Genomic DNA, 11,704 nt, shown 5'->3' on the forward strand with positions numbered 1-11,704 from the left:
ATATATCCTATATTATGGAGAGGAGGAAGTATAATGCCAGTTATTGCGAGATTTTGTGGAATTGTAATCAAGATGTATTTGCGGCAAAAGGAGCATAATCCACCGCATATCCATGCCATAGCAGGAGAGTATGTGGGGATGTTTTCCTTGAAAGATGCAGAAATGTTTGAGGGAGATCTGCCGCTTCGATATCAGGTGTATGTCAGACAGTTTATTGCAGAATATAGAGATGCGTTGTACAGAATGTGGGAGAACCAGGAGTTCAGAAAGTTGCCGTTTATGGAATAATCAGATCAGGAGGGACTTGTGTATGTCGAACAGAATAGAATGTGTACAGGCGATGGAAAATATGACGTTACGGGTGATTTTTCGGGATGGAACGGAAAAAAGCTATGATGTTCGGCAGATGTATGCGTCTTTTCCGCAGTTCCGGCAACTAGAGGATGATTTTTCGTTATACCAGTCTGTTCAGGTGGATACCGGAGGCTATGGTGTGTCCTGGAATGATGATTTGGATCTGGATGCGGAGGAACTATGGGACAATGGAGTGTGTACAGGCAGACGGTATGAGCTGGATCTGGAGCACAGACTTGCCGCTGCACTGGTAAAAGCAAGAGAGGCAGCCGGTATTACCCAGAAGGAGCTGGCAAGACTCACAGGCATTGCCCAGGGGGATATCAGCAAGATTGAGAATGCCACTGCAAATCCCTCCCTTCGTACACTGAAACGTTTGGCGGCGGGCATGGGAATGCGGGTACAGCTTACGTTTGACAGCCGTGCGGCCACCCCGTATAATGAAGGGCGGAGGAATGAGCATGCAGACCATCAATGAAGATATCAAAAACGGCACGTTTCGCCGGGTATATCTCCTATACGGAGACGAGGATTATCTGAAATTACAATATAAGAACAAGCTGCTCCGGGCGCTGGTGACGGAGGGTGACACCATGAATTTTTCCAGATTTGAGGGGAAGGAGGCCCAGGTGCCCGCCCTCATCGATCTGGCGGAGACCATGCCCTTTTTTGCTGAGCATCGGGTGATTCTGGTGGAGGATTCCGGCTTTTTCAAAAATGCAGCGCCCCAGCTGGCGGAATATCTGCCGGATATGCCGGAGACCACCTGCATGATTTTTATAGAAAAAGAGGTTGACAAGAGAAGCAAGACGTACAAATCTCTGAAGGATATCGGGCGGATGGTGGAATTTAAGACGCCGGATGAGAAAATGCTGACCCGCTGGGTGCTGACAGTGCTGCAGAAGAATGGCAAGAAACTGACCCAGCCCACCATGCAGCTGTTTCTGGAAAAGGCCGGGAATTCCATGGGAAACATTGACCGGGAGCTGGAAAAACTCATCTGCTACGTGGGCGATCGGGAGATCATCCAGATGGACGATGTGGAGGAGATCTGCACCGGCCAGACGGAAAACCGGATTTTCGACATGATCCATATGATGGCGGAGAAGCGGCAGAAGGAAGCGCTGGAGCTGTACTATGATCTGCTGGCATTGAAAGAGCCGCCCATGCGGATCCTGTTTTTGCTGGTGCGCCAGTTCAACATCCTGCTGCAGGTGAAGACCATGGTGGCAGCAGGGATGGAGCAGAACCAGATCGCTGACCGGGCGGGGCTTCGCAGCTTTACCATTCGAAGATACCGCTCCGAGGCAGGGCATTTTTCCGTACAGAAGCTGAAAGAAGCGCTGCGGGACTGTGCCCGGGCGGAAGAGGATGTGAAGACCGGACGGCTGGACGACCGGCTGAGCGTGGAGCTGATCCTTGTAAAATACAGTGCGTAAAATAAAAAGAAGCATCCGGCTGACGGGACCGAATGCTTCTCTTTTATGTTACTCTTTATATCATTCCGAACAACTTATGCGATAGCGTTTACAGCTTTGGTTAAGCGGGAAACCTTTCTGGAAGCTGTGTTCTTGTGATAAACGCCCTTTGTGCAGGCCTTATCGATCTCGGAAATGCAAGCAAGTAAAGCTGCATTAGCTGCCTCTTTATCCTTTGCTGCAACACAAGCCTCAACCTTCTTCACATAGGTCTTCACCTTGGATCTGATTGCTTTATTTCTTGCTGCTTTTGTTTCGTTAACTAAAATTCTCTTCTTCGCGGATTTAATGTTAGCCAATCCTGACACCTCCAAATATTCTTGTAAAAAGTATTTCAATCTCCCTGTTCCATTAAACGAGACACGAAAAAGTCTAATGTAAACATACTCATATAGTATATCGGATGCCCCCGGGAATGTCAATACATATTTGCCGGTATTTTTGAGAAAAATAAAGTTACAGTTCACTCGTATATTCTTGCGGATAGATTCCATGCTTGCATGAAAATCTGTTTGCGAAACTGAGTAGTATACAGGAGGAATTAGGAGGGATCAGCGATGGAAAAATTTCAGGTGCGGACGGATCTGGCGCTGGAAGCCAGGGAACGGTTTGAGGAAGATCATGTGGAGGTGCCGGGGGTGAAGATTGAGGAGCGCTACCGGCAGGAGACGGATATCCGGATCACCCGGGTGGTCATTGAAACGGAAAATGGTTCCAAAATCATGGGAAAACCGAGGGGCGTCTATGTGACGCTGGAAGCGCCGGGCATGTCGGTGCCGGATGAGGGCTATCACCGGGAAATTTCCGAGGAGCTGGCCCGCCAGCTAAAGCAGCTTCTGGATGACGGGCAGGAGCAGCTGTCGGTGCTGGTGGTGGGGCTTGGCAACCGGGAGGTGACGCCGGACGCGCTGGGCCCGGAGGTGGCGGGAAACCTGTGCATTACCAGGCATATCATCAACGAGTACGGGGAGGCTGCCTTTGACGGAGAGCAGGTGAACCGGATCAGCGCCATCGTGCCGGGGGTCATGGCCCAGACTGGCATGGAGACGCTGGAGATCATCCGGGGCATTGTGGAGCAGACCCATCCCACGGCTCTTGTGGTGGTGGATGCCCTGGCGGCCCGGAATACGAAGCGGCTGAACCGGACGATCCAGATTTCGGATGCGGGCATTCATCCGGGTTCCGGGGTAGGCAACCACCGGCAGGCACTGACGAAGGAAACGCTGGGTGTGCCGGTCATCGCCATTGGTGTGCCCACGGTGGTGGATGCGGCCACCATTGCAGCTGATACGATGGAAACGCTGGTGGAGGCCATGAGCCAGGCGGAAAGTCTGAAAAATCTGGGTTATACGTTAAGCCAGCTGGATTCCGCGGAAAAATATCAGCTGATTCGGGAGCTGATCTCGCCCCAGCTTAACGGTATGTTTGTGACGCCCAAGGATATCGACGAGACGGTCAAACGGATCAGTTTTACCATTTCAGAGGGCATCAACCTGGCGCTGAAAGCAGGATGAGATCATAAAATCTGACGCGGTAGTTTGTCAGGAAGCATCGGCAGAAAAAAGAATAAAAATAGAACAGGCATCATATATATACAACACCCGGGAGCAGGGAAAAGCTGTGCCCGGATATAAAGGTGGTGCCTGTGGATGAGACCCGGTTTTTATAAGGGATTGCATAGAGTGCTGCGGCTGGCCTGCGGGGCGGCCGGGGTTTATCTGGTATTGAAAAGTTATGCGGTGCTGGGAAAAGGGGAAAATGCCAGCCATGTGAATGCGTTTTTGCAGCAGTTAGAATATGAGGCCCAGACGGCGGCGGTGCGGCAGGTGCTGCCGGGACTTTTATACCCGGCACAAGCCGGAAAAACCAGTGAGAGCCTGACGGAGGGCATTGTGCGGGAGGCGTTCCGGCTTATGCCCCTGTACCGGTATGCGGAGCAGGCGCTACTGTATGAGGACGGACAGGAGGAAGAATTTTCCCTAGCCGGGGCAGAAGCGCTGGGGACGGATGGAAGTCCGCCATCACATAACAGCCAGTCAGGTGCAGATGGTAACGGCCAATCCGACCAGGTGACAGACAACATAGAGAGTGAAGGACAGATCATGAACAGAAGCAGTGAAGAGTCTGACAATCTGGAAACAAATGGAAGTGATGACGCAATGAATGGACAGTCAACCAACAGTGACGGAACAAGAAGCGCCGGTACAGGAGAAAACGGGCAGCTGCCCCAGACCCGGGTGGAGCTGGCGGACAGTGGCCTGCCTTCCACAGATGCCGGAACAGACGGGGAAGCGGCGGTGGAGACTTCCGTGCAGCCTGCGCCCGGCGGCATCGTGTACAGCGCCGCACAGCTGGCGGATTTTGATTTTCTGCTGGATCATTTTTATACGGTGGATGCTTCCACCGCCATCAGCGGTGCCCTGCTGGACGGTGAGGATCTGCTTTCCAGGGATATGACGGTGGATCATTCCGTGGATGGCCCGGAGATTCTGATCTATCATTCCCATTCCCAGGAGGGCTTTGTGGATTCTGAGGAGGGCAATCTGGACACGACCATTGTGGGAGTGGGGGATTATCTGACGGAGCTTCTGGAAAAAAGGTACGGCTACCGGGTGCTGCACAACCGGGAGGTGTTCGATCTGGTGGACGGGGAGGAAGACCGGAACCGGGCATTTACGCTGTCGGGCAACCGGGTGAAGGAGCTGATGGAACAATATCCCTCCATTCAGGTCATTCTGGATCTGCACCGGGACGGTTTAAGCGAGGACACCCATCTGGTGACGGACATCAATGGAAAGCCCACGGCCCGGTTCATGTTTTTCAACGGGTTGTCTTATTCCCGGAAAAACGGGGAGATTTCCTATCTGCCAAATCCCTATATTGCGGATAATCTGGCGCTGACCCTGCAGCTGCAGTTAAAAGCCCAGGAATATTACCCGGGGGTGACGCGGAAGATTTATCTGAAAACGTACCGCTACAACCTGCACCTGTGCCCGAAGGCCATGCTGGTGGAGTGCGGCGCCCAGACGAACACGCTGGAGGAGGAGAAAAATGCCTGTGAGCCGCTGGCGTCGATTTTACATATGGTATTGCAATAGTATGAAAATCATCCTTGAAGCGAGTTGGCTCCTTTGTTATATTTGAAGTAAGAGCCGGATATCGAATGGCATGGTGCGCCCTGCTTTTTTGAGCAGCTACGGGGAGGTGAAGATTTTGGGGGGCGGAAATAGATATCCGGGACAAAGGAGGAAAACGGTATGGGGTCTATTTTATACTATGAAGAAAGCGGATCGGGATTTCCACTGATTCTGCTGCACGGCAACGGGGAGAGCTGTGAATATTTCGTGCATCAGGTGGCACATTATGAGAAATTTTTTCATGTGATTGCCCTGGATACACGGGGACAGGGAAAATCACCCCGGGGAATGACGGAATATACCATCAACCAGTTTGCGGAGGATGTGCACGAGTTTATGGAAGAGCATCAGATTGCAAAAGCGCATGTGCTGGGATTTTCTGATGGCGGCAACATTGCGGTGACCTTTGCGCTGAAATATCCGCAGATGGTGGAAAAGCTGATCCTGGACGGGGCGAACATTTTCCCAGAGGGCGTGGAGCAGGATTTCCTGGATCGGGTGGAATTTGCCTATGCCAGAGAGTGTCGGAAAGCGAAGGAAGGGCCGGACGAGGAGAGCCGGGCGAGGGCAAAAGCTTATGCGGAGCGGCTGCGGCTCATGATCCGGGAGCCACAGATCCAGCCGGAGGAGCTTGCCGTGCTCACCATGCCGGTGCTGGTCATTGCCGGAACCGAGGACATCATTCTGGAGGATCACACGAAGCTCATCGCGGACAGCCTGCCGGATGGGAAGCTGGTGTGGATCAAGGGGGATCATTTCATCGCCCGGGACAACCCGGATGATTTCAATGCGGCGGTAGACGAATTTTTAGGTATAAAAAAATGATGCTCTATCTGTTGTTTTTACTATGCGTCATCCTTTATTTTGGAAAAATGATGTATAGAAATTATCAAAAAGAAGTCACCACGGCAAAGCGGTGTATATGCATAGGCACAGGCGTTGTTGCAGTTGCTTTCTTTTTGGTCAGTGAACTGTAACGGACAGATGCTGGACATTCCGTGGACAATTATGCTATACTTTAACGTGCATTATCATGCATGGCGGCGGGAGCCGCAGCATAGTTCAGGAGGAATGTGAAATGGCAGAGTACGATCAGAGCAAAATTCGTAATTTCTGTATCATCGCCCATATTGACCACGGCAAATCCACGCTGGCAGACCGGATCATTGAGATGACGGGAACACTTACCAGCCGGGAGATGCAGGCACAGGTGCTGGACAATATGGAACTGGAGCGGGAGCGGGGAATTACCATTAAAGCGCAGACCGTGCGTAACATATATAAAGCAAAAGACGGGGAGGAGTACGTGTTCAACCTCATCGATACGCCCGGGCATGTGGACTTCAACTACGAGGTGTCCAGAAGCTTGGCAGCCTGTGACGGCGCGGTGCTGGTGGTGGATGCGGCCCAGGGCATTGAGGCCCAGACGCTGGCCAATGTGTATCTGGCGCTGGATCACGATCTGGACATCATTCCGGTGATCAACAAGATCGACCTTCCCAGTGCAGAGCCTCAGCGGGTCATTGACGAGATCGAGGACGTGATCGGACTGGAAGCCCAGGATGCACCGCTGATTTCCGCGAAAAACGGCATCAACATCGAGGCGGTGCTGGAAGCCATTGTGGAAAAGATCCCGGCGCCTACCGGAGACCCGGACGCGCCGCTGCAGGCGCTGATCTTCGACTCCCTGTATGATTCCTACAAGGGCGTCATCATTTTCTGCCGGATCAAAGAGGGCCGTGTGCGAAAAGGTACCCGGATCCGGATGATGGCCACCGGCGCGGTGGAGGAAGTGGTGGAAGTCGGCTATTTCGGCGCAGGGCAGTTTATCCCCTGCGAGGAGCTGGCGGCAGGCATGGTTGGTTACATCACTGCCAGCCTGAAAAATGTAAAACAGACCCGGGTGGGCGATACGGTGACGGATGAGGACCGTCCCTGTGCAGAGCCACTGCCGGGCTATAAGAAGGTACAGCCCATGGTGTACTGCGGCCTGTATCCGGCGGACGGCGCCAAGTACCCGGATCTGCGGGATGCGCTGGAGAAGCTGCAGCTCAACGATGCTTCTTTGCAGTTCGAGCCGGAGACATCCATTGCGCTGGGCTTTGGTTTCCGTTGCGGTTTTCTGGGCCTGCTGCATCTGGAGATCATCCAGGAGCGGCTGGAGCGGGAGTACAACCTGGATCTGGTGACGACGGCGCCGGGCGTTGTGTACCGGGTATACAAGACCAACGGCGACATGATCGAGCTGACGAACCCGTCCAACCTGCCGGATCCGTCGGAGATCGACCACATGGAGGAGCCCATGGTGGATGCGGAGATCATGGTGACCAAGGAATTCATCGGTTCCATCATGGATCTTTGTCAGGAGCGCCGCGGCACCTACGTGAGCATGGAATATATGGAAGAAAACCGTGCGCTGTTAAAATACGAGCTGCCGCTGAACGAGATCATCTATGATTTCTTTGATGCGCTGAAATCCCGTTCCCGGGGCTATGCGTCCTTCGACTATGAGATCAAGGGCTACAAGACGTCCCAGCTGGTGAAGCTGGACATCCTCATCAACAAGGAAGAGGTGGATGCCCTGTCCTTCATCGTGTTTGAGGGCACGGCCTACGAGCGGGCGAGAAAAATGTGCGAGAAGCTGAAGGAGGAGATTCCCCGTCAGCTGTTTGAAATTCCGATCCAGGCAGCCGTGGGCAGCAAGATCATTGCCCGTGAAACAGTAAAAGCCATGCGCAAAGATGTGCTGGCCAAGTGCTATGGCGGTGATATCAGCCGTAAGAGAAAGCTTCTGGAAAAACAGAAGGAAGGCAAGAAGCGGATGCGCCAGGTGGGCAATGTGGAGATCCCGCAGAAGGCGTTCATGGCAGTGCTGAAGCTGGATGACGAGTAAATAGAAGAATTGTGAGAGTGCGAAGCACGGAACAATGCGTTGGTATCATAAATAATGACAGATGCGATACAGATACAATAGAGAAAATCAGAGAGAAGGAAGCAATATGCAGCAGGAGAGAATCAACAGAGTTTGCGAGGAAATGAAAAAGGACGGGATCAGTCAGCTGCTTGTGACAGATCCGATGGCTATTTTTTATCTGACAGATAAGTGGCTGGTGCCGGGAGAGCGGATGTACGGCCTGTACCTTAACGTGGAGGGCGGCCGCTGCCTGATCATCAATGAGCTGTTCCCGGTGCACGAGGATCTGGGCATGGATATCCTCTGCTATAAAGATACGGATGATTCCATGGCACTGCTGGCGAAGCGTCTGCTGCCCGGTACCCTGGGCGTGGACAAGAATATGGCTGCCCATTTTCTGCTGGAGCTGATGGCTCAGTGGAAGGGCCAGGTGGTCAACGGTTCTCTCATTGTTGACCGGGTGCGCCGGTGCAAGGATGCGGAGGAAATCCGCCGGATGCGCCAGGTGTCTCTCATCAACGATGCGGTGATGGAAGACCTGTGGGGCCATGTGGACGAGCATACCTCCGAGGCAGAACTGGCAAAAATCTGTGAGCAGCTGCAGATCGCCCACGGCTGCGAGACGGTTTCCTTTGAGGCCATCACGGCATTTGGTGCCAACTGCGCAGACCCACATCATGCCAACGACGGCACACTGGGGAAACCGGGAGACAGTGTGGTGCTGGACATTGGCGGCCGGAAGGATTCCTACTGCTCCGACATGACACGTACCGTTTTCCTGGGGGAGGCAAGTCCCAAGGCCAGAGAGGTGTATGAGATCGTAAAGGAGGCCAATCTGCGGGGCATCCAGGCGGCAAAGCCGGGGGCCAGATTCTGTGATGTGGATGCGGCAGCCAGAGATTATATCACCTCCAGGGGCTATGGTCCGTATTTCACCCACCGGACCGGCCACTGCATTGGCTTGGACTGCCACGAGGCCGGGGACGTATCCGGGGCCAACGAGGAAGTGTTAAAGCCGGGCATGTGCTTTTCTGTGGAGCCGGGCATCTATCTGCCGGGCGAGTTTGGCGTGCGCATCGAGGATCTGGTGCTCATCACCGAGGATGGCTGCGAGGTGTTAAACCACCTGAGCAAGGATCTGAAAATCATTCCGTTGAAAAGATAAGGATGCATGGTACAGTCCTGAAAAGTGGAAGAAGGAATATGTGATGGAATCTGGGAAAAAGATGCAGGAAAACAGAAAACCGGGAGAAGCAGGCGAAACGAAAGCCGAGCTTGGCATCTACATCCATATTCCGTTTTGTGTCAGAAAATGTGCTTACTGTGATTTCCTGTCGGCTCCTGCATCGGAAGCGGTGCGGGAGCAGTATGTCCAGGCGCTGCTTTCGGAGATCGAAAGCAAAAATGCCGGCAAAAAAGACCGGATCGTGACGAGTATCTTTTTTGGCGGCGGCACCCCTTCCCTGCTGGATGTTACCCAGACAGAACGGATCCTTTCTGCCCTGCGGCGGGAATTTGTCCTGTCGCCGGAGGCGGAGATCACCACAGAGGCCAATCCGGGCACGCTGGATCTGGAAAAACTCGCCGCCTATCGCCGGATGGGCTTCAACCGTTTAAGCATCGGGGCTCAGAGCTTTGACGATGAGCTTCTGCGTACCCTGGGCCGGATCCACACAGCGGCGGATTTCCGGGCATGTTATGCCTGGGCCAGACAGGCCGGATTTAAGAATATTAATATAGATCTGATGGCAGCCCTGCCGGGACAGACCCGGGAGGGCTTTTGTGCTGCGCTGAAAGAAGCGGTGGCGCTGGCCCCGGAGCATCTGTCGGTGTACAGCCTGATTGTGGAGGAAGGGACGCCTTTTTACGACCGGTATGAGGACGATGTACTGCTGCGGGAGCAGGGAAAGTTGCCGGTGTATCTGCCGGACGAGGAAGCTGAGCGGGGCATGTACGCGGATGCGGAAGCGCTGCTTGGGGCTGCCGGGTATGGGCACTATGAGATTTCCAACTATGCGAAGCCGGGCTTTGTGTGCCGCCACAACGACAACTGCTGGCTGAGGAAGGAGTATGTGGGCTTTGGCATCGGCGCAGCCTCCCTTTATGAGGAATGTCGGTTCACCAATCACCGAAATCTGGAACGGTATGTGCAGGGAGATTTCACACCGGAGAGCCGGGAAGTGTTGTCCCTGCGGGAGCAGATGGAGGAAACCATGTTTCTGGGGCTGCGGCGGACAACTGGCGTGTCGGCGGCAGATTTTGCCCGGACGTTCGGTGTGGATATGCGGGAAATTTATGGACGGCAGCTGGAAAAGTACGAGACAGAAGGGCTGCTGATGATCTGCGACGGGCAGATTTTTTCTCACAGAACGGGGCCGGGATCTGGCCAATTACGTGATGGAGGGATTCCTGGAAGAATAACGATCATAAATGGATCAGGGATGTGCAATGCATGACGATATACAAGATGAAAGATGTGATCGGTGGCAGGTAATGCTTTCGGGCTGGCAGTGTTATTGCGATGAATCACAATGACAGAGCTTATAGTAATGGCAGATACAGATTGTGGCATCGAGATAGGAAATGCTTCGGGATAGGCGAGGGCAAGGAAGTGGCAATGGGGAAAATGTGTAGAACAGGAGTGGGGAGAATACAATGAATTATATAGAAGAAATCCGAAATTTTGTTCCGGGCTGTGAACAGGAGGAGAAGGACCGGGCGCTGATGCTGGCGGCCTGGAAAACTTATGGGGATGCGATCCTGGAGCGCTCCTGTGAGCTGTTTCATCTTACCGCGTCGTCCATGATCTTCAACCGGGAGCGGACGAAGGTGCTCATGGCGTACCACAATATTTTTCAGTCCTGGGCCTGGACCGGCGGACATGCCGACGGAGAGCCGGACGGGCTGGTGACTGCGCTGAAAGAGGCAAGGGAAGAGACGGGCATCCAGACCATCCGTCCGTTGCAGAAGGAATTGGCTGCGGTGGACATCCTGGAGGTGCGGCGGCATATCAAGCGGGGCAAATTTGTCAACGCTCATCTGCATTTCAATCTGACATATCTGTGCGAAGCGGACGAGACGGAAGCCCTGCAGGTGTGCGAAGGGGAGAACAGTCAGGTGGGCTGGCTGCCCATAGAGCAGTTAAGGCAGCAGGTGAGTGAGGCCCACATGCTGCCTGTGTATGAGAAGCTAATCAGGCGCGGACTGACACTTTGATCATTCAGCCCCTAACTTTACAAAGATCGGCTCATGATGCACAGCCGGGAGAAATTTTTCCAGAATATCGTTGGTTTTCATTTTCAGGCTGGATGTGTTGATGCACGGGTGACAGCCGAAACACTCGTCCTTCACTACATCCTCGTCGATGAGCAGCTGCACGCGATTGTCCGTGTCATTCATAAGCCCCAGGACAGTGACGGAGCCGGGGGTCAGGTCAAGAAACTGCTCCATGTATTCTTCTGAGGCGAAGGAAAGTCTGGCGGAACCGATCTGGGCGGACAGCTCTTTCGTGCGGAAGGGCTTGCTGCCGGGCATGAGCAGCAGGTAGAACTGGGTCTTTTGCCGGTTGCACAGGAATAGATTTTTACAGATCTCCATGCCCAGGAGCGCATCGACGCCCTGGCAGGCTTCGATGGTCATGGCCGCCTCGTGGTCTACCCGGACGAACGGAATGGAAAGCCTGTCCAGCAGGTCATAGGTGTGGATTTCTTTTGGCAGGCGTCCGGTCTCGTCGGCGGGACGTCCCTCATAAACGGTGGTATCTATGTGTAAGTCACTCATGGTTCAAACCTCCTGAATTTTTAAATGATATACGAAAAAAC

Annotated in this window: 12 protein-coding genes; 10 read left to right on the plus strand and 2 right to left on the minus strand. The window is 53.5% G+C overall.

Annotation, left to right across the window (positions count from 1 at the left end; all coding sequences use genetic code 11):
* Positions 1 to 33: 33 nt before the first annotated feature.
* From RJD28_07395 to holA, 3 genes are read left to right on the plus strand one after another with little or no spacing between them, the layout of a single operon-like run.
* Positions 34 to 288, plus strand: coding sequence for a DUF4160 domain-containing protein (locus RJD28_07395; protein WNV59288.1), 255 nt, complete (start codon positions 34 to 36; stop codon positions 286 to 288).
* Positions 289 to 310: 22 nt separating this feature from the next.
* Positions 311 to 832, plus strand: coding sequence for a helix-turn-helix domain-containing protein (locus RJD28_07400; protein ID WNV59289.1), 522 nt, complete (start codon positions 311 to 313; stop codon positions 830 to 832).
* The gene (gene holA / locus RJD28_07405; GenBank protein ID WNV59290.1) at positions 816 to 1,793 is read left to right on the plus strand and encodes a DNA polymerase III subunit delta; all 978 of its coding nucleotides are present in this window, start codon (positions 816 to 818) and stop codon (positions 1,791 to 1,793) included. The genes RJD28_07400 and holA overlap by 17 nt, the downstream gene beginning before the upstream one ends.
* Positions 1,794 to 1,867: 74 nt before the next feature.
* On the opposite strand, the gene rpsT is transcribed toward holA, so the two are convergent.
* On the minus strand, positions 1,868 to 2,131 hold the full coding sequence (gene rpsT / locus RJD28_07410; GenBank protein ID WNV59291.1) for a 30S ribosomal protein S20: 264 nt from the start codon (positions 2,129 to 2,131) through the stop codon (positions 1,868 to 1,870).
* 258 nt (positions 2,132 to 2,389) lie between these two features.
* Here rpsT and gpr point away from each other — a divergent pair, with 258 nt between their 5' ends.
* From gpr to RJD28_07445, 7 genes are all read left to right on the plus strand, one after another.
* Entirely contained in the window at positions 2,390 to 3,346 is a 957-nt protein-coding gene (gene gpr, locus RJD28_07415; GenBank protein WNV59292.1) for a GPR endopeptidase, read from the plus strand.
* A gap of 135 nt (positions 3,347 to 3,481) precedes the next feature.
* Positions 3,482 to 4,930, plus strand: a complete 1,449-nt coding sequence (locus RJD28_07420) for a stage II sporulation protein P (GenBank protein ID WNV59293.1) — start codon at positions 3,482 to 3,484, stop codon at positions 4,928 to 4,930.
* Positions 4,931 to 5,089: 159 nt separating this feature from the next.
* Positions 5,090 to 5,794: an alpha/beta hydrolase gene (locus tag RJD28_07425; GenBank protein ID WNV59294.1), complete on the plus strand. Its 705-nt coding sequence runs from the start codon at positions 5,090 to 5,092 to the stop codon at positions 5,792 to 5,794.
* 253 nt (positions 5,795 to 6,047) lie between these two features.
* A complete protein-coding gene (gene lepA / locus RJD28_07430) occupies positions 6,048 to 7,862 on the plus strand; it encodes a translation elongation factor 4 (protein WNV59295.1) in 1,815 nt (604 codons plus the stop codon).
* A gap of 106 nt (positions 7,863 to 7,968) precedes the next feature.
* Positions 7,969 to 9,048: a Xaa-Pro peptidase family protein gene (locus RJD28_07435; protein ID WNV59296.1), complete on the plus strand. Its 1,080-nt coding sequence runs from the start codon at positions 7,969 to 7,971 to the stop codon at positions 9,046 to 9,048.
* A gap of 43 nt (positions 9,049 to 9,091) precedes the next feature.
* Positions 9,092 to 10,339 (plus strand): radical SAM family heme chaperone HemW, encoded by a 1,248-nt coding sequence (gene hemW / locus RJD28_07440; protein WNV59297.1) that lies wholly within the window; start codon positions 9,092 to 9,094, stop codon positions 10,337 to 10,339.
* Positions 10,340 to 10,538: 199 nt separating this feature from the next.
* The gene (locus tag RJD28_07445; GenBank protein WNV59298.1) at positions 10,539 to 11,099 is read left to right on the plus strand and encodes an NUDIX domain-containing protein; all 561 of its coding nucleotides are present in this window, start codon (positions 10,539 to 10,541) and stop codon (positions 11,097 to 11,099) included.
* Here the strand turns inward: RJD28_07445 and RJD28_07450 are convergent, their stop codons facing one another.
* On the minus strand, positions 11,100 to 11,663 hold the full coding sequence (locus RJD28_07450; GenBank protein WNV59299.1) for a prolyl-tRNA synthetase associated domain-containing protein: 564 nt from the start codon (positions 11,661 to 11,663) through the stop codon (positions 11,100 to 11,102).
* Positions 11,664 to 11,704: the final 41 nt, after the last annotated feature.

This window comes from Oscillospiraceae bacterium NTUH-002-81 (genome assembly GCA_032620915.1).
Taxonomy (GTDB): Bacteria; Bacillota; Clostridia; order Lachnospirales; family Lachnospiraceae; genus JAGTTR01.